Genomic DNA, 17,916 nt, shown 5'->3' with positions numbered 1-17,916 from the left:
GTTAAGCTTGGTTTACCCAAGCAAGGTCAAGGTTAGCCCTAGCCGCTGATCAAGTTGTTTAACTCTAAAATAGGCTGCAGAATAGCCATTACAATAAATAATACAACCGATGCCATACTCACGACTAGCATGGGTTCAAACACCCCCAAAGCAATGTTGACGTTAGACTCAAACTCTCGGTCTTGGTTATCAGCAGCCCGTTCAAGCATATTCTCTAATTGACCACTTTTTTCCCCTGACGCAATCATGTACAACATCATTGCAGGGAATAGCTTAGTATTAGTCAACGCAGCCCCCAAACTAGTTCCTTCGCGGACTCGCGCCGTCGCCTCATCAACGGCGGCACGCACTTTGACATTCTGTAATACTTCGCTGGCAATACGCATACCATCAAGTAACGGCACAGAGCTTGCTGACAAAATACTTAATGTACGCGCAAAACGTGCGGTATTTAATCCTTTACTGACTTTACCAATAACGGGCATTTGCAATAAGGCGGTGTCGTATTTCATTCGCAGTTGCGGATTAGTCAGCATACGCTGAAACACAATCATACAACCGAAGATAATCAGTACCACCACCACGCCCCAATGCTGCACAAAATCCGATGCGAGTATTAAAAACTGGGTCGTGCCAGGTAACTCTTGGCCCATATGTTCAAATTGGCCAACAACCTTAGGTACTACAGCCGCCAATAACACGGCTATCACGCCAATGGCGACCACAGTCAATACGATGGGATATATCATGGCTTGTGTTAGCTTTGTTTTGAGCTGTTGACGGCGTTCGGTGTAATCAGCTAAGCGATTAAGTACCACTTCTAGATGGCCTGATTTCTCACCGGATGCCACCATTGCACGGTATAAATCATCAAATACATGCGGAAATTCAGCCATTGAGTCAGCTAAGGTGTAACCCTCAACCACTCGAGATCGCACCGCCATAATCATGCTGCCTAAACGATCTTTTTCAGACTGTTGTCCAACCGCTTTTAGTGCTTCTTCAATCGGTAAGCCCGCAGCTACCAGTGTCGCAATTTGGCGCGTGATCAGGGCCAGTTCGGCAACAGATATACGTTTTTTAAACACGTTCGCGAGATTAAACCCACCACGCTGTGAGCGAGCTTCTTTCTCGTTAACCGGCAGAAGTTCCAGTGGCATAAGACGCTGCTCACGCAGCTGGCTTCTTGCATGGCGTGCCGTATCAGCTTCAATCACACCTTTTTGTTGTTTGCCTTTGCTATCAAGGGCTTTGTATTCAAACGCCGCCATTGATTACTCCTCGCGTGTCACTCGCAATACTTCTTCTAGGGTGGTCACACCGGAGAGTACTTTACTCATACCGTCATGGCGGATACTTGGAATCGATTTACGCACATATTTTTCAATGGCTAATTCGCCCCTGCCGCCATGAATTAACTCACGGACATTGTCGTCAACGATAAGTAACTCATGAATACCGGTTCGACCACGATAACCATTTTGGCCACAAGCCTTACACCCTTTAGCGCGATAAATAATCCGCGTGTCGTTCGCAGTAATACCCAGTAACTCACGTTCACGTTCATCAGGCTCATGTGCTTCTTTACACTGTGGGCATAAAGTACGAATTAGACGCTGAGCGAGTACGCCAAGCAAACTAGATGACACTAGAAAGGGTTCTACACCCATATCTTGCAAACGGGTAATAGCCCCTGATGCGGTATTGGTATGTAAAGTTGAAATCACTAAGTGACCGGTTAATGATGCTTGCACCGCAATTTGCGCGGTTTCTAAATCACGAATTTCACCAATCATCACCACATCAGGATCTTGACGTAAAATTGCGCGTAATCCACGAGCAAAAGTCATGTCGACCTTAGTATTGACCTGAGTTTGACCAACGCCCTCTAATTCATATTCAATCGGATCTTCAACGGTTAAAATATTGGTATCTTTAGAATTAATTTCCGTTAACCCAGCGTACAAGGTGGTACTTTTACCAGAACCGGTAGGCCCTGTAACAAGAATAATTCCGTGAGGTTTACGAATTAGTTCATCGAATTTTTCACGAATGCCTGGTGTCATACCCAGTTGTTGTAAGTCTAAGTTACCGGTATTTTTGTCCAGTAAACGCATTACCACGCGCTCACCATGACTCGATGGCATAGTTGATACCCGCACATCGACAGCACGACCAGCAATACGCAGCGAAATACGTCCATCTTGTGGGAGGCGTTTTTCGGCAATATCTAAGCGCGCCATCACTTTAATCCGCGACACCAACAAAGATGACAACTTACGATTTGGCTTTAATACTTCTTTCAACACACCATCAATACGGAAACGAACAATTAATTGTTTCTCATAGGTTTCGATGTGAATGTCTGAGGCTTCTTCTTTAATGGCTTCAGACAATAACGCATTAATTAATTTAATAATTGGTGCGTCATCATCGCCTTCAAGCAAATCTTCGGTTTGCGGTAATTCTTCGGCCAGAGTGAATAAGTCCATCTCGTTACCGATATCTTCCATAAGCTGTTGAGCTTCAGAGGAGTTAGCTTGATATGCTTGAGTTAATTTAGCCTCAAACTTAGCCACTTCTAGCTTAATCAACGGTAACTCAACACCCGCATAGCGCCGTACTTCTAGCATGGCACTGAGCGGCGTTTTATCAGTATAAAAAAGACAAAGCTGATCGTTATCTTTCGCTAACACTAATTGAAAGCGATGTGAAAAGGCGAACGGCAAACGTTCTTTACTGTTGGAGTGAAAAACCCCATCACCTTCGACCACTTCCATGGCAACGTCACTAGATACTTGGGCTAATGGCTCAGTTATCACGCTATCAGTCATTGTTTTGAGCCTTGTCCTTTTGCATGTTTTCATCGATGGTACGTAAAGCGGGATCTGAATCACGCATATCAGTACTCAATCCTTTGCCGCTTTTATAGCGATCAAGCATGTCGTTGACGTCGTCCGGTATATAATTTTCTTGGTTCCACTCATCTAATACAGGTACTTGAGTCTTTGGCATTAAGTTAATACCACGCGCTTGTTGTTCCAGCTGCAATGCTCTGAAGTAATTATATTTGCGCCCGGCAATACCTTCCATTGTAATGCCATCACGGATAATAGTGGGCTTGATGAAAATCATCAGATTCTTTTTGGTTTTCTTGCTAGAAGAAGACTTAAATAAATGACCAATAAAAGGAATATCACCAAGAATTGGCACTTTTTGAATACTTTCTTGAACTTCTTCGTTAATTAAACCGCCCAAGACGACAATTTGGCCTGAATCTGCCATGACAGTAGTGGTTAAACGGCGTGTAGAGAAACTGATGTCTACGCCAGTGTTACCATTAACACCCGACACTTCTTGTTCGATAGTTAATTTAACCGATGAACCTTCGTTAATTTGCGGTACGACTTTCAGCTTAACCCCCACTTCCTTTCGTTCTACCGTTTGGAAAGGGTTGTCATTATTAGAGCTTGAGGTTGAACCAGTAATAATGGGCACTTCATCACCGACTATAAACGACGCCTCTTGGTTATCGAGCGTAGTAATCGACGGTGTGGCTAATACGTTTGAATTAGTATCACTTGAAACGGCTTGGATTAACGCGGCAAAGTTACCTGTCGTCACGCCCCATGCCATACCATTTACTTTGCCGAGTGCTTGCGCGATCAACGTAAAGTCGCCTTCAGTCGTTGGATTAACAACAGTATTAGACTCAGTACCAGAAGTAGTGGTTACGGTAGTGCCATCGGTTTCACGCGCCGCCCAGATCCCGGCACCCACTTCACCAATCGTTGGACCGATATTGTTAAACTGAGTCAGTCCACCCGCTTCGCTACCCCATTGCACGCCAAAACCAACGTTGTCGCCTTCGGCTATTTCAACAATAATGGCTTCAACAAGCACTTGCGCACGGCGAATATCAAGCTGATTAATCACACTTTCAATAGTACGCAGTTGATCGGGCTCAGCACTAATCACCAAAGAGTTAGTGTCACTGTGGGCCATAATATTGATATCACTACGACGCTTACTTGAGTTGCCTTGGGCACTAGCGCCCTCTTTATTGTCTTGTAAATTTTGTGCAAAACCAGTTAATACTTCAACTAAGTCTTCTGCCTTGGCGTAACGTAAATAACGGACTTTGGTGTTACCGGTACTCGCTTGTTCGGCATCGAGACGCTTAATCAGTTCAATCACACGCTGGCGGCTTTTCTCATCGCCGCTGACAATCACCGCATTCATGCGTTCATCCGCGACCACTTTAGGTGCTTGACCTGGAAGTTGTGATTGATTAGCACTGGAACGATAAAGAGTATCTACAATTCGAACTATCTCACCTGCAGAGGCATAGTCTAATGCCACTACTTGCACATCTGTATCGCCTTGCTTATCGACTCTACGAACAATTTCTACCAGCTTGTTGACTACCGCTGCACGGCCAGAAATCATTAGTACATTTGATTGGTCATAGTTGACGACGTTACCGCCACCAGCATTATCATTTAACTGTCGAAGTAATGGTGCGAGCTGCTTAGCTTCAGAATTGTATAAAGGCACGATACGGGTAACCATTTCATCGCCGACACCTGGAGCTTTGTCATCGGCAACCCGAATAGCAGCCATTTTGGCATCTTTATCTTTAATCACTTTAATGACATGGTTTTCCATTTCAACCACGGCATAACCATACACTTGAAGTACGTTAAGGAAGAATTGGTAATATTGATCATCATTGAGTAAATCGTAACTGCGGACATTGATTTTGCCACGTACGGTTGGATCTACAATAATGGTTTTATTGAGGTTTTTACCGACAATATTAATAAACTCTTGAATGTCAGTGCCCTTAAAATTGGCGGCATATTGTTCCGACCAAGCACTTGGTGCTGCTATCATCGCAGCTCCCATCAGCATTCCAGCAATAATCTTATGTCGGATCCCTTTATTATTCATTCTACTCAATCCTCTAACGCCAAATTATTCTGGCAAACTAAACATGATTTCGACCAACTGCCCTTCACGCTCAACCATGACAGCCATTTCGGTGAGCTCAGGCAATTGTGCCATCACTTCTAATGCCTGACCCATATCGGTCAGATCAAATCCATTTATTGATTTGGCTAAATCATTAGCCTGAAAACCCGCTTGCTTAAACAATGCGACGTCTTTGCCAGGGTTTAAACGGTAACCCGCTAATTCATCACCATTACGTACCGGTGAAATAGCTAAAAAGTCTGTAATTTTACTGGGGTCTGCTAGCAACTCGTCACGAGAATTAGACAGATCTTCAGAAAAACGTTCATTATCGCGACGATCAACTCGAGTGACCTGTTGATCAACTTTAGCTTGTTGTAGCTGGGTGTTTGCCGCACCTTGTGTGGTGTATTGAAGCCCATCAAGCATTAAGGTTTCATAACGGCCACTGTTACTGATAATGATCCTGTCAGCATAAACCTCTTTTAAAGAAGCCGAAGTCCCTTTAATTTTATCGCCTAAACTATACGTTTCTTGTTGACCACTTGATTCAATGACGGCTAAGCCTTGAGCTTCCTCGGTGGATGCAACAACTCCCGTCAATTGAATTGACAAGTTTGTTTTAGGTGCATCTGTTATTTGCTCTACGACTTCAACTTTAGGCTTGTCGTTATTATTGTCTAAGCGGCCAAAAAGAAATAGATCACGCACACCGGCAAGCTCAATACGCTTTGCAGTGCCCGCAGAGATGGGGGATGGTTGCCACACCGCAGATTGCGATGATACTGGCATCAACTTCCATGTGATTTGTGCTGCGAGTAGCAACACAATGATCAATCCCAGCCAAAATACAATCATACTCAATCGTTTATGCGGTATTTTTGCTGCGTTGGTGATCAGTTTATCTAATAAATCCATATGTTATTGGACCCTCTATACGCCTTGGTACAGGTCTCTGTTCTAATTGTTAATAAAATTCGTTAAATATATGTGAAGTCGTCATGCTAACTCACACAGGATAAAGCGACAACCCCAGAGCATATCGATTGGCGAATCTCCATCAAATATGCTAACTTTGCGACCATAAAAGAGCCATAATATTGCCCTCTATTACGATAATACACACATTGTATGGCAGTTAGGTTACTCAGTCTGTGAAATCATCCCTGTTTTGGAGGTCATTTGACTCAAACTCAGCCCGAAAAAAGCGTTATTCGGCTCGACAAATGGTTATGGGCGGCACGTTTTTATAAAACCCGCGCTATCGCAAAAGACATGATCAATGGCGGTAAAGTACATTACAACGGCCAACGGACTAAATCCAGTAAGAATGCAGAAGTCGGTGCAAAAATCCGTCTTCGTCAAGGTAATGATGATAAAGAGGTTTTTGTCATCCAATTATCTGGTCATAGACAAAGCGCCAATGTAGCGCAAACCCTATACGAAGAAACACCAGAAAGCATCAATAAACGGATTATAAACGCTGAAGCAAGACGGTTAAATATATTGAACAATCCGGCCCCAGATCATAAACCGGATAAAAAACAAAGACGACAGATTATGCGCTTTAAAGACTACTAAGCGCCCAAAGAGTAAGAGAATACAAATGAACAACGATATTTTACATCGCTACATTTTTGATAACGTCGATGTGCGTGGCGAAATAGTCCAATTAGAAAATAGCTACCAAGAAGTGCTTTCTGCACATACTTATCCCGTGGCAATAGAGCATCTAATTGGTGAGTTAATGGCGGCAACATCATTACTGACCGCCACCATTAAATTTAATGGCGATATTAGCGTGCAGTTACAAGGCGATGGCCCGGTTTCTTTAGCGGTAATTAATGGTAACAATAAGCAAGTTTTACGTGGTGTTGCCCGTTGGAATGATGATATTGCAGATGATGCGAGCCTGCAGGAAATGTTTGGTAAAGGCTACATGGTGATCACCTTAACACCTGATGAAGGTGAACGTTATCAAGGTATCGTATCACTAGACCATGTCAATCTAGCCGCATGTTTAGAAGAATATTTTAATCAATCAGAGCAATTACCGACTCAAATTCAGTTATTTGCTAACGGCAAACAAGCTGCAGGTATGCTGCTGCAAGTATTGCCATCAAAGTCAGATCAAACGGATGATTTTGAACATCTAGCAGCATTGACCGCTACAATTAAAGCAGAAGAGCTATTTACACTGGATGCTGAACAGGTATTACATCGCTTGTATCATCAAGAAGAAGTACGTTTATTTGACCCTGTTGATGTTACCTTTAAATGTAGCTGCTCATATGAACGCAGTGGCGCTGCTATCAAGACCTTATCACAACATGAAGTTGAGGCCATTTTGGCTGAAGATGGCAAAATCGAAATGGATTGCGAATACTGCACAGCAAAATACGCTTTTGACGCAATAGATATTGCCGCACTATATTCGGGCAGCCATAGTAGTCAGTCAAAACAGTAACTCATACCGTTACAACCTACGTAACCCATGACAAAAAAGCGCGCAATGCGCTTTTTTTGCCTTAAAAATCACTAAAAACCCCCTCAAAACAAAATAACTTTCAAAAATATTACCAAACTGTTCGTTACCAAAACATTAACTTGCGTTACAATCCCTGACATTAGCTTATAGCCTCCGCGCAAAAAATAATATCAAGCTAAGTTTGAACACCTAACCCCAATAGCGATTCACTGCGAAACACGACCTAAAAGACATGGAGATCAACACTATGGCGGATGTATCTAACCGCGTTCACCTTAACCCTACGACAGCACAGCTGGTAGAAATAGCGCTTCTTCGTGGAGAAGGTCAGCTCACCGCGAATGGTGCCTTAGTGGCCAAAACAGGAGAAAGAACAGGTCGCTCGCCTAATGACCGTTTTATTGTCAAAGAGGCAAATACAGAAGCGGATATTGAATGGGGCAAAGTAAACCGTCCATTTGAAGCGGGTAAATTCGATGCATTATGGGGCCGTGTAGAAGCTTACCTTGCAGACAAAGAGTTATTTACGTCTGAACTTGAAGTCGGCGCTGATGATGATCATTATATTCCAGTGCGTGTAACCACTGAATATGCTTGGCATCAGCTGTTTGCTCGTAACTTATTCATCGCGCCAGAAAGCTTTAATCGTGGCAACAAAGACACATGGCAAATTATCAATGCGCCTGGGTTTGTGTGTGAACCTGATCGTGATGGCACCCATTCTGACGCGGCGGTTATTCTTAACTTTGCCGAGAGAAAAGTGCTGCTTGCTGGCTTAAAATACGCTGGCGAAATGAAGAAGTCGATGTTCTCAGTACAGAACTTCTTATTACCTGCTAAAGGTGTATTACCAATGCATTGCTCGGCCAATGTTGGCCATGATGGTGATACCACATTATTTTTCGGTTTATCGGGTACAGGTAAGACAACCCTATCCGCTGATCCAAAACGCTTCTTAATTGGTGATGATGAACACGGCTGGGCTCCGGGTGGCGTGTTTAATATCGAAGGTGGTTGTTATGCTAAATGTATCGACCTGAGCCAGAAAAATGAACCAGTGATTTGGGATGCGATTCGTTTTGGAACTGTGTTGGAAAACGTCGTTCTGAATGAACAGCGAGTGCCTGACTATAAAGACACTAGCCTGACCGAAAACAGTCGTGCAGCCTATCCTTTAGAGCATATTGCTCAGCGTAAAGAAGATAACCGTGGTGCCGAACCTCATGCCGTTGTGTTTTTAACCTGTGATGTCTCAGGTGTATTACCGCCAGTGTCAGTGTTAAGCAAAGAGCAAGCAGCGTATCACTTCTTATCGGGCTATACCGCAAAAGTGGGCTCAACAGAAATGGGCTCAACATCGGCAATCCAGTCAACGTTCTCAACATGCTTTGGTGCACCATTCTTCCCACGTCCTGCAGGTGTGTATGCCGAGCTGCTAATGAAGCGCATTGAGTCGTTTGGTAGCCAAGTTTACCTTGTTAACACCGGCTGGACGGGTGGTCCACACGGTGTAGGCAAACGTTTTGATATTCCAACCACTCGCGCCATTGTTGACGCTATTGTAAGTGGTGAATTAAAAGATGTTGCCACAGTGCATATCGATAAACTCAACCTAAATGTACCTGTTAGTGTATCGGGCGTAGATACCGCTTTACTCAACCCAGTTAATACATGGGAAAATAAAGCTGATTATGACAAATACGCACAACAACTAGCACAAGAGTTCAGTGACAACTTTGCTAAATATAAAGTGTCTGAAGCAATCAAAAATGCTGGCCCAAACGTCTAAACAAGCCAGCAATAATTCGCAATTAACATAATGCGATGTCATGCCTAAAATCCCAACTTCGGTTGGGATTTTTTATCTGTAAAATTACAGCATAAAGCCACTGAAACTGTTGATAGGCAATGCTATGATGTTATTACCGTTATTATGTCAACACCATCACCATTTACAGGGATATTCATGCGCCGCTTTTTGCTTGCAAGTTTAATGGTTAGTCCGTTACTGATTTGTTCTACTTTCACTCATGCTGATGATGCTGCATCTTCGACGCCCATAGTCGCAACAGAGCACACTGCACATTTTGAAAACGACAATATACTGCCGCCAATTCACCCTTGGTCTGGTGCAAGTGAAACCTTGTTATTAAGTGCAGATCAGCCATGGATCACTCCGTTTGAGCAAAACGGTTACGTTTCTAGCCCGAACTATCATGATACGGTGCAATGGTTAAACAAACTCGTCGACAGCAGCGATGTATTACAACTGGTTAGTATCGGCAAAAGTCCCCAAGGCCGAGATATATGGATGATTGTTGCGTCGCAAGATGGAGCATCAACTGCGCAAGCGTTGAGTGATAATGGTAAAGCGACCGTGCTAGTGCAAGCGGGCATTCATGCTGGCGAAATTGACGGTAAAGATGCTGGGATGATGTTATTGCGTGATATCAGTCATAACCACAAACGCGAGTTACTTGAAAACGTTAACTTACTGTTTATCCCTATTTTCAGTGTTGATGCTCACGAGCGCAGCAGCAAATTTAACCGCGTTAATCAGCGTGGACCTGTGAACATGGGTTGGCGTACTACGGCTAAAAACCTTAATTTAAACCGTGATTATGCCAAAGCTGATGCACTGGAAATGCAGCACCTTATTCGCACTATTAATATTTGGCAGCCAGATTTATACATAGATGTTCATGTAACCGATGGTATTGACTACCAATATGATGTCACCTTTGGCTACAACCTCGCTCAAGGTTACAGCCCGAGCATTTTTAAATGGCTAGAGACTATTTATCGTCCAGAGGTAGAACAAGCCTTAACAGAACAAGGCCACATACCTGGTCCATTAGTTTTTGCTAACGACAATACCGACATGAGTAAAGGTATATCACTTTGGAACCCTAGCCCACGATTCTCCAATGGCTATGGCGATGCCCGTCATTTACCCACCATTTTAATTGAAAACCATAGCCTTAAGCCCTACAAGCAACGCGTACTTGGCACCTATGTCATGCTTGAACAAACCCTTAAAACAGTGGCCCAAAATAGCACTAAGCTAAAATCTGCCATCAATGAAGATAAATACCGAAATCCAAGCAAGTTAACCCTAAGCTGGGAAAACCAAACATTAGCACAAGGGCGAGACTTTAAAGGTATTGATTACCGTATTGAGCAAAGCCCAATCAGTGGCGACAAAGTAGTACGCTGGACAGGTGAACCTAAGTTATATAAAAACTTACCGCTTGTGGCTAATACCAAACCGATTGTGACAGTGACGCGTCCTGTGGCGTATTATATTCCACCACAGTGGGCTGACGTGATTGATCGTCTCGCTTTACACGGCATCAGAATGACGCGTCTTAATCAAGTCACCACAGTAACCGCACAGCAATATCAATTTAACGAGCCCATGTTTTCTAGTGCTGATTACGAAGGCCATCAAACAGTCACTGCCAACACGAGCATTAACAAAGTTACTACTGATCTTCCTGCAGGTACTGTGCGTATTCTAACCGACCAGCCTTTGGGTGATTTAGCCATGCTGCTGCTCGAGCCACAAGCCGAGGATTCACTGTTTTACTGGGGATTTTTTAATCCTATTTTCACCCGCACCGAATACATTGAAGATTATGCGGTTGAACCTTTAGCGGCAAAAATGTTACAAGAGAATCCCGGCCTACAAGCTGAATTCAATCTCGCACTAAAGAACCCTGATTTTGCCAAAGACAGTGAAGCAAGACTCCGTTGGTTTTATGAACGCAGCCCATATTATGATAAACAATACATGAAATATCCTGTGTTAAGGGTATCTAAGTAATCAGCTAGTCACTCTACAAGCATGTTATCGCTGGTAGAGTGACGCCCTAGTCGCTGATGCTGTTCAATTAACACTAACTTTTGCTGGCGAGACAGTTTTTTAATCGCACTTTCGCGTTTTGATGCCTCACTTCGATCCGCTAAGGATTCTTGGTAAACCAGGGTTAACGGGCCTTTACCTTTTAAATATTTAGCCGCTTTTGGACTGCCTGTTTGATGCTCAGCAAAGCGGCGCGCAATGTCCGTGGTAATACCTGTATATAAATGTGAATTTGCACAGCGAATAATGTACAAGTACCAACCAGCATTGGCGTTATTTTTCGGCATAAAATTTAAAACCTTAAGTGTGATCATAAAACGCTTGTGCCATCATGGCATACTAAGCCCCATGAAAATGCAAACACCTATTTTTCAGCCAAAATACGCTACAGCATATTTTAGCATTTCATTAAGGAAGTTCTGATGTCTAGTAATCAAGACCCTTGCGCTCAACCAACATTGCTGCATCCCGATCAAGCGATTGAGCAACTTTTAGCTCAAGTTGAAGCAACTCAAGATACCGAAATGGTAACATTAACCCAAGCTATCGACAGGGTTCTTGCCGAAGATCTGTCCTCAAGTATTGATTTACCCCCTTTTGATAACTCTTCTATGGACGGTTATGCATTTCGGTTTGCAGACTTAACGGCATCACAAGATAAAACAACTTTCACATTAGTGGGTAGCTCTTTTGCAGGCCACCCATTCAGTGGCAAAGTGCTACCTAATAGTTGTATCCGCATTATGACCGGTGCTCCTATTCCCCCAGGTTTTGATACCGTACAAATGCAAGAAAAAACTCAAGCAAACCAAAACCAGATTAGTATTGAACATCCACATCGCTTAGGCGCCAATGTGCGCTGTCGCGGTGAAGAACTGCTGGCTGGTACAAAAGTATTACACCGTGGTGTCATTATCCGCGCGGCAGAAATGGGGGTACTCGCCACCATTGGTATCAGCCAAGTAAGGGTGACACGCAAATTAAAAGTGGCCTTCTTTTCCACTGGCGATGAATTACGCCCGGTGGGAAGCGAATTGGCGCCAGGACAGATTTATGATTCTAACCGCTATTCAATCCAAGGCTTACTGAGTAAAAGTAATGTTGAATGGATTGATTTGGGCGTAATAGCCGACAATAAAGAAGCGATTCGCGGAGCATTTAAAGAAGCGGCTAGCCAAGCGGATATGGTGCTCACATCAGGCGGTGTCTCTGTTGGTGATGCTGATTTTACTAAACAAATCTTATCTGAAGAAGGCAAAATCACCTTTTGGAAACTGGCCATTAAACCAGGAAAACCATTTGCTTTCGGTAAAATAGATAATGCTATTTTCTGTGGTTTACCCGGTAACCCGGTCTCTTCGATGGTGACTTTTTATAAGCTCGTATTACCTATTTTGAAAAAGATGCAGGGACTCAAACCGGTTACGCCTTTATTTTGCCAAGCCAAGTTACTGACGGATATACGTAAACATCCTGGCAGAGTCGAATACCAACGCGGCATACTCAGTCGCAATGAAGCGGGCGAGCTTGAAGTGGCCATCACAGGTGGCCAAGGATCGGGTATGCTGACATCAATGAGCTTAGCTAATTGCTTTGTAATATTAGATCAATTCCAAGGCGACACATCTAAGGGTGTCCAAGTGACTGTAGAGCCTTTTAATAACGTGTTGTGTTAGGGATATTATGGACTCACTTGAGCAAGAAATACTGACCGACACTGAAATGCTGCGTTATAGCCGACAAATTTCGATTAAAGCTATCGATATAGATGGCCAAGAAAAACTTAAACTTGCCAAGGTGTTAATTATTGGCGCTGGCGGTTTAGGTTGTGCTGCAAGCCAATATCTTGCTGTGGCGGGGGTTGGTGAAATCACCTTAGTTGATTTTGATACGGTGGAGCTTTCAAATCTACAACGCCAAGTATTGCACCATGACGCCAATATTGGTCAGCCGAAAGTGGCGTCTGCCAAACAGGCATTGATGCAGCTAAACCCATTGATTACTCTCAATACCATTAATGCGCAATTAGATGATAATGAGATAAATGCCTCGGTAAGCCAGCACAGCTTAATTCTTGACTGCACCGACAACATGCTTGTTCGAGAACAGCTCAACAAAAGTTGTTTTGAGCACAAGGTCCCCTTAGTGTCTGCTGCAGCAATCAGAATGGAAGGCACGGTAACCGTATTTGACTACCGAGAAGATAGCCCGTGTTATCAGTGTTTTAGCGCTTTATTTGGCGAGCAGCAATTAACCTGCGTCGAAGCGGGTATTCTTGCTCCAGTGGTTGGCATGATAGGCTGCATTCAAGCAACTGAAGCGATAAAAGTCATCACAGGTATCGGTCAAGCGTTAACTGGGAAGTTGCTAATGATAGATGCCATGACCATGGAATTTAGACAAATGCGCTTGCCTAAACAACCCCAGTGCAAAATCTGCGGTGTACATGCGTAAGTGAAACGACATCGCGAGTTCATGATACAGATGCTATTGGATAGCATCTGTATCACTTGATGCACTGTCAGCTAAAACTACTGTTGGCGCGGCTATCAATTGCGCTTGCATAAGCTTTTCGCGATCGGCTTTGGCAATATAAGGAGATTTATTGGCTGCATGGAGTTTAGCATTGGCCTTCTTGGCTTTAGCTTTCAGGGTTTGATTAATTTTCTTTTTACGATTCATGTTGGTCACTTAATAGCATTTCTACCAAGCAATTATAATCTTAAAGTGATTAAAACCCTATCGATTCCAACTTATCAGCGACTTAGCGGCATCATATACTAGCCTTTACTCTTGTAATACTACCCACAAAGCATGAATAAGCCCGGGGACAAAAAAGAAAATACATAATAGGATATTAATTAATAAATCCTTGCCCATACCTTTTTTGAGCAATACCGCCACAGGTGGAAGCAAAATCGCAATAATCACTAGTAATAATTTATTAGTATCCATTTTCGTTGCCTTATTTAAATTGATTAATTTAGCTATAACTATTATAAAAAGAGTATACGATACAAGTTGTTAACTAGAATAATTATCCTATTATTTTTTTGTATATTGATATTGGATCATGGAACCGTCTTCTTCCCGATAGTAATGAGTCACATGGAAAATAGCCAGAGTATTGTTTTTGTACAATTTTTCAGCTTAATTGCGCTTAGCTGTGCAATAGCTTGGACATTGCTTGCCACTCTATTACGCATAGCACCCAGAGCCAGTTGGTGCTTCGCTGCGGCTAACACTTTCACTGTTATCGGCATTTTACTTTACACTCAACGCACTGAAGCAATTAACTATTTATACTGGTTTGTTGCCGACATGACAATACTCTTGGGATTTGCTCTGGTGCGTTGGGGCTGCCAATACTTATTTAAACAAGCTTTATCCTACCGTTTTGATCTAATATTGCTGACAACTGCGGCGTTATTAATGCTGTTAGTACCACCCTCAGTGATCTATGCCGTTTACTTAGTTATTGTGATGAGCATGACTGCAGCTATCTTCATTTCCCTCAGTGGTATTGATAATTTTCGGGCAGTAAAAAAACACTTACCACTTTATTATGCCGCCTTACTTAACGTGCCCTTTTTTACTATTGGTTTATTATTTATCATCCGAGCAATTGTTTTGTTATTTTCTCCACAACAACTTGCGCATATTTCTGCCGCCGACAAACTTAACTCACCCTTAGTATTATGGAGCTATATCATACTGTTATTATTAACTAATCTAGTATTATTTGGTAATGCTCTGGCTCGATTAGTGTTCAAAGTGGCGCGGTTAGCTAACAAGGATCAATTAACCGGCTTATGGAATAGGCATGCATTACTGGACAAACTCAAGCAGGTTGATGCCTTGTGGTTACGAAATGATTTAGCTTATAGCTTAATGGTACTCGACTTAGACCATTTCAAACGTATCAATGATACATATGGACATTTAGCCGGTGATAAAGTGCTCAAACACACAGCTGAAACGTTACAAAACACACTGCGTAAAATCGATTTTATTTGTCGTTATGGTGGTGAGGAGTTTCTCATCATACTGCCGTTAACCAATAAAAAAGAGGCTCAAATTGTGGCCGAAAAGATACAACAAAAAATTAAAGAAAGCGTCATCGTGTGGCAAAAAAAACACATCAGCACCACCCTCAGTATTGGTTATGCGACCTGTAAAACTCACCTCAGTATTGAACAACTATTACAGCTAGCTGATGATGCTATGTATCTCGCAAAAAGTAGGGGGCGTAATACGATTTGTTCGCTTGACTCGATAGAGCAAGCCAATGAAATAATCTCCACAACACGACAATAATCAGTACGAGCCCTTTTGCAGATTTAGTTCACACTAGCGCAGACGCATGAAATGGCTTTACGATGTCAGCAAGAACTTGCAGAACTGGTAATTGATACTGGTGAAGAGAGGCTTAGTATAACGGCAAGCATTGGTTGCGCTATTGTCACTCCCAAAAGCCCCATTAAGCACATTTTAGCCCAAGCCGACAAAGCCATGTATGATGCAAAAAAAAGCCGGCCGCAACTGTATTGCAACAGCAGGTTAGGTAAACCTCAACTTGGGTAATAAAAATGCACCGATATTCTTGTTAATAGAAAAAACTATCACTTACTTGGCCAAGACAAATCACTCGGCGATTGCCACTGATTACCAATAAGTTGTTGGCATTGAGGCAATAGAAAGTGTACACCGAATGATGGCACATGTTGGAAAACATAAGTCTTATCTAGATAACTAAAATGCAAACTGTACGCATGTAAATAGCACCTATCACTGAGCTCATTACCATAAAGTTGATCGCCTAAAATAGGCACGCCAATACTGGCTAAAGCCACTCGTAATTGATGAGTTTTACCACTGAGCGGTTTGAGCAAGTACAGCCGTATGCCTTGGGCAATGCTCTGACTAAAAAACTGTGTAACTGCAGGGTTATCAGTGGTTCGCAGTAATTTATACATGCTGCGACGCGACTTAGCCATATCGCCAATAATCCAACCTTGCTTCTTTTTAGGCTTACCACAGGCAATGGCTAAATAATATTTTTGTACTTGATGCTGAGTAAACATCTGAGTGAATACATTGGCCGCTTGTGGCGATTTAGCCACAATCAATAAACCAGATGTAGGCGTATCGAGGCGATGAACCGGATAAAGCTTATAGCCTAAATCAGCCTCAGCCTGAGCAATCACTCCAGCAGTGCCATCTTGGCTGTGAAAATGGACATTGGCAGACTTACTGATAATAATAAAATCTGTTTGATCACTGAGCAGTTGATACATAAATTATCCAACCAGGATTAAATGCCGAGTGCACTATTATTTAAAGTGAATACTCACCAGCAAACCCGGATTATTATCGTGTAGTGAAATGGTCGCTTTATGGCGCGATAGAATGGCCTTCACCATAGACAAACCTAACCCGGTGCCTTTGTAATGACGACTAGGGTCTAAACGGACTAAGCGATCAAATACTCGCTCTTTATCTTCGTCAATAATACCCGGGCCATTGTCACTAATTTGAATATGCTTCCCCTGTTGGATAATGCTAATTGTTGCACCGTCTGGGGAATACTTGATCGCGTTATCAACCAGATTAAACAAGGCTTGGAACAGCAAATACTTGTCGCCATTAACCTGAATATCATCTTCTAAGCTGATTTTCAGCACTTGGTCGCGACTCTCGGCAATCACTTCCGCCATTTCGAATAAATCTTGACAGATTTGCTGCAAACTCACTGGCTGTAAATCAAGCATTTGCTGGCCTTCTTCAATGCGAGTTAACGATAACATGGCATCAAATGTTCCCAGGCAGTGGTCTAACTCTTCGAGTAACTCGGCGGTGGCATCGGCAAGTTCAGCGGTAGGTTTTTGCGATAATAGCTCAATCCCGATACGTAAGTGTGACAACGGGGTTCGTAAATCATGGGCAATATTATCGGTTACACCCCGAACCGCACGCAAGTTTTGCTCTAATGTGTCGAGCACCAAATTAAATTGCCGCGCAAGCATATCAAACTCATCTTGGCTTTCACTTACCGGCAAGCGCGTCTCATAGTGTCCAGCTTCAATTTGTTCACTTAAGCGGTTGTATTCGACCAGTCGTCTAAGAATGGCTTTTGAGAATATATACCCTAATGCCAGTGTCAGTCCTAAGGTAAATGCCACCGCCCAGAAAGCAGCATTAATGAATTTCTCAATTAGTGCCGCTAACTGATCTGTTCGCGTCGCAATAAGGACTGGACCATAACGGGTAATAACTAGACCACCGGTGAGAATATGCAGCTTATCTGGACCGCCGGTAAAAATAGGGAAATCTCTGGTTTCAGGCAGTTGCGGCATGTTTTCAGGTAAAAAAGTCAGTGCGCCGACCATATCAACGCTGTTGCGCCAGGCAATCAAGGCTGTTTTGGGATCGGCAGCACGAATTTGAGCAGCAAAACTACGGCGATTGACTGTTAAAGCCAACTGCTGATAACGTTGCATTTCTGCAGCAAGATGTTTATCTACCTGATTTTGTTGCTCAATCACTAGCTGTCGATAGAGACTAAGCACCAACATAACAATCAATATTG

Annotated in this window: 16 protein-coding genes and 1 pseudogene; 8 read left to right on the top strand and 9 right to left on the bottom strand. The window is 43.0% G+C overall.

Features of this window, described 5'->3' with window-relative positions:
* Positions 1-38: 38 nt before the first annotated feature.
* Genes gspF through gspC form a run of 4 tightly spaced genes read right to left on the bottom strand, consistent with a single transcriptional unit; the run spans position 39 to position 5,892 of the window.
* Positions 39-1,271 (bottom strand): type II secretion system inner membrane protein GspF, encoded by a 1,233-nt coding sequence (gene gspF, locus H5164_RS18090; RefSeq protein ID WP_124017724.1) that lies wholly within the window; start codon positions 1,269-1,271, stop codon positions 39-41.
* 3 nt (positions 1,272-1,274) lie between these two features.
* A complete protein-coding gene (gene gspE, locus H5164_RS18085; protein ID WP_124017725.1) occupies positions 1,275-2,834 on the bottom strand; it encodes a type II secretion system ATPase GspE in 1,560 nt (519 codons plus the stop codon).
* On the bottom strand, positions 2,827-4,953 hold the full coding sequence (gspD, locus tag H5164_RS18080; RefSeq protein ID WP_182757245.1) for a type II secretion system secretin GspD: 2,127 nt from the start codon (positions 4,951-4,953) through the stop codon (positions 2,827-2,829). Before gspD ends, gspE begins: the two co-directional genes overlap by 8 nt.
* A 24-nt stretch (positions 4,954-4,977) precedes the next feature.
* A complete protein-coding gene (gene gspC / locus H5164_RS18075; RefSeq protein WP_124017727.1) occupies positions 4,978-5,892 on the bottom strand; it encodes a type II secretion system protein GspC in 915 nt (304 codons plus the stop codon).
* Positions 5,893-6,156: 264 nt separating this feature from the next.
* On the opposite strand from gspC, the gene hslR reads away from it, so the two are divergent.
* The 4 genes from hslR to H5164_RS18055 all read left to right on the top strand — a co-directional run bounded on the left by hslR (position 6,157) and on the right by H5164_RS18055 (position 11,288).
* Entirely contained in the window at positions 6,157-6,555 is a 399-nt protein-coding gene (gene hslR / locus H5164_RS18070; RefSeq protein WP_182757244.1) for a ribosome-associated heat shock protein Hsp15, read from the top strand.
* A 25-nt stretch (positions 6,556-6,580) separates the two neighbouring features.
* Entirely contained in the window at positions 6,581-7,441 is an 861-nt protein-coding gene (hslO, locus tag H5164_RS18065) for an Hsp33 family molecular chaperone HslO (protein ID WP_124017729.1), read from the top strand.
* A 253-nt stretch (positions 7,442-7,694) separates the two neighbouring features.
* On the top strand, positions 7,695-9,251 hold the full coding sequence (locus tag H5164_RS18060) for a phosphoenolpyruvate carboxykinase (RefSeq protein WP_124017730.1): 1,557 nt from the start codon (positions 7,695-7,697) through the stop codon (positions 9,249-9,251).
* Positions 9,252-9,428: 177 nt separating this feature from the next.
* Positions 9,429-11,288: a M14 family metallopeptidase gene (locus H5164_RS18055; RefSeq protein WP_182757243.1), complete on the top strand. Its 1,860-nt coding sequence runs from the start codon at positions 9,429-9,431 to the stop codon at positions 11,286-11,288.
* A gap of 8 nt (positions 11,289-11,296) precedes the next feature.
* On the opposite strand, the gene H5164_RS18050 is transcribed toward H5164_RS18055, so the two are convergent.
* Entirely contained in the window at positions 11,297-11,614 is a 318-nt protein-coding gene (locus H5164_RS18050; protein WP_259396219.1) for a GIY-YIG nuclease family protein, read from the bottom strand.
* Between the two features lie 135 nt (positions 11,615-11,749).
* On the opposite strand from H5164_RS18050, the gene glp reads away from it, so the two are divergent.
* Entirely contained in the window at positions 11,750-13,003 is a 1,254-nt protein-coding gene (gene glp / locus H5164_RS18045) for a gephyrin-like molybdotransferase Glp (RefSeq protein WP_182698730.1), read from the top strand.
* 7 nt (positions 13,004-13,010) lie between these two features.
* Positions 13,011-13,781: a molybdopterin-synthase adenylyltransferase MoeB gene (gene moeB / locus H5164_RS18040; protein ID WP_182698729.1), complete on the top strand. Its 771-nt coding sequence runs from the start codon at positions 13,011-13,013 to the stop codon at positions 13,779-13,781.
* Positions 13,782-13,814: 33 nt separating this feature from the next.
* Here the strand turns inward: moeB and H5164_RS18035 are convergent, their stop codons facing one another.
* Both H5164_RS18035 and H5164_RS18030 read right to left on the bottom strand, forming a co-directional pair.
* Positions 13,815-14,009, bottom strand: a complete 195-nt coding sequence (locus H5164_RS18035) for a DUF2986 domain-containing protein (protein ID WP_182757242.1) — start codon at positions 14,007-14,009, stop codon at positions 13,815-13,817.
* A gap of 105 nt (positions 14,010-14,114) precedes the next feature.
* Positions 14,115-14,282 carry a YqaE/Pmp3 family membrane protein gene (locus tag H5164_RS18030; protein ID WP_124017736.1) on the bottom strand — a complete coding sequence of 56 codons (168 nt, stop codon included), beginning with the start codon at positions 14,280-14,282 and terminating at the stop codon, positions 14,115-14,117.
* A gap of 153 nt (positions 14,283-14,435) precedes the next feature.
* Between H5164_RS18030 and H5164_RS18025 the strand changes: the two genes are divergently transcribed.
* Positions 14,436-15,644 carry a diguanylate cyclase gene (locus H5164_RS18025; protein ID WP_182757241.1) on the top strand — a complete coding sequence of 403 codons (1,209 nt, stop codon included), beginning with the start codon at positions 14,436-14,438 and terminating at the stop codon, positions 15,642-15,644.
* A gap of 48 nt (positions 15,645-15,692) precedes the next feature.
* Positions 15,693-15,911 (top strand): annotated as a pseudogene (locus H5164_RS18020) (GGDEF domain-containing protein); the annotation flags it as partial.
* Positions 15,912-15,949: 38 nt separating this feature from the next.
* Here the strand turns inward: H5164_RS18020 and H5164_RS18015 are convergent.
* Both H5164_RS18015 and H5164_RS18010 read right to left on the bottom strand, forming a co-directional pair.
* On the bottom strand, positions 15,950-16,624 hold the full coding sequence (locus H5164_RS18015) for a TIGR01621 family pseudouridine synthase (protein WP_182723753.1): 675 nt from the start codon (positions 16,622-16,624) through the stop codon (positions 15,950-15,952).
* Between the two features lie 36 nt (positions 16,625-16,660).
* Positions 16,661-17,902: a HAMP domain-containing sensor histidine kinase gene (locus tag H5164_RS18010; protein WP_182698724.1), complete on the bottom strand. Its 1,242-nt coding sequence runs from the start codon at positions 17,900-17,902 to the stop codon at positions 16,661-16,663.
* Between the last annotated feature and the right edge of the window lie 14 nt (positions 17,903-17,916).

The sequence above is a fragment of the Shewanella sp. SG41-3 genome (genome assembly GCF_014164545.1).
GTDB lineage: Bacteria > Pseudomonadota > Gammaproteobacteria > Enterobacterales > Shewanellaceae > Shewanella > Shewanella vesiculosa.
Note: the sequence above shows the minus strand (reverse complement) of the source record. Positions and strands in the feature narration are given on the sequence as shown.

Coding starts and splice junctions, on each gene's coding strand:
- gspF (WP_124017724.1), bottom strand. CDS start 1,271: ATGGCGGCGTTTGAATACAAAGCCCTTGATAGCAAAGGCAAACAACAA.
- gspE (WP_124017725.1), bottom strand. CDS start 2,834: ATGACTGATAGCGTGATAACTGAGCCATTAGCCCAAGTATCTAGTGAC.
- gspD (WP_182757245.1), bottom strand. CDS start 4,953: ATGAATAATAAAGGGATCCGACATAAGATTATTGCTGGAATGCTGATG.
- gspC (WP_124017727.1), bottom strand. CDS start 5,892: ATGGATTTATTAGATAAACTGATCACCAACGCAGCAAAAATACCGCAT.
- hslO (WP_124017729.1), top strand. CDS start 6,581: ATGAACAACGATATTTTACATCGCTACATTTTTGATAACGTCGATGTG.
- H5164_RS18060 (WP_124017730.1), top strand. CDS start 7,695: ATGGAGATCAACACTATGGCGGATGTATCTAACCGCGTTCACCTTAAC.
- H5164_RS18055 (WP_182757243.1), top strand. CDS start 9,429: ATGCGCCGCTTTTTGCTTGCAAGTTTAATGGTTAGTCCGTTACTGATT.
- H5164_RS18050 (WP_259396219.1), bottom strand. CDS start 11,614: ATGCCGAAAAATAACGCCAATGCTGGTTGGTACTTGTACATTATTCGC.
- glp (WP_182698730.1), top strand. CDS start 11,750: ATGTCTAGTAATCAAGACCCTTGCGCTCAACCAACATTGCTGCATCCC.
- moeB (WP_182698729.1), top strand. CDS start 13,011: ATGGACTCACTTGAGCAAGAAATACTGACCGACACTGAAATGCTGCGT.
- H5164_RS18035 (WP_182757242.1), bottom strand. CDS start 14,009: ATGAATCGTAAAAAGAAAATTAATCAAACCCTGAAAGCTAAAGCCAAG.
- H5164_RS18030 (WP_124017736.1), bottom strand. CDS start 14,282: ATGGATACTAATAAATTATTACTAGTGATTATTGCGATTTTGCTTCCA.
- H5164_RS18025 (WP_182757241.1), top strand. CDS start 14,436: ATGGAAAATAGCCAGAGTATTGTTTTTGTACAATTTTTCAGCTTAATT.
- H5164_RS18015 (WP_182723753.1), bottom strand. CDS start 16,624: ATGTATCAACTGCTCAGTGATCAAACAGATTTTATTATTATCAGTAAG.
- H5164_RS18010 (WP_182698724.1), bottom strand. CDS start 17,902: ATGTTGGTGCTTAGTCTCTATCGACAGCTAGTGATTGAGCAACAAAAT.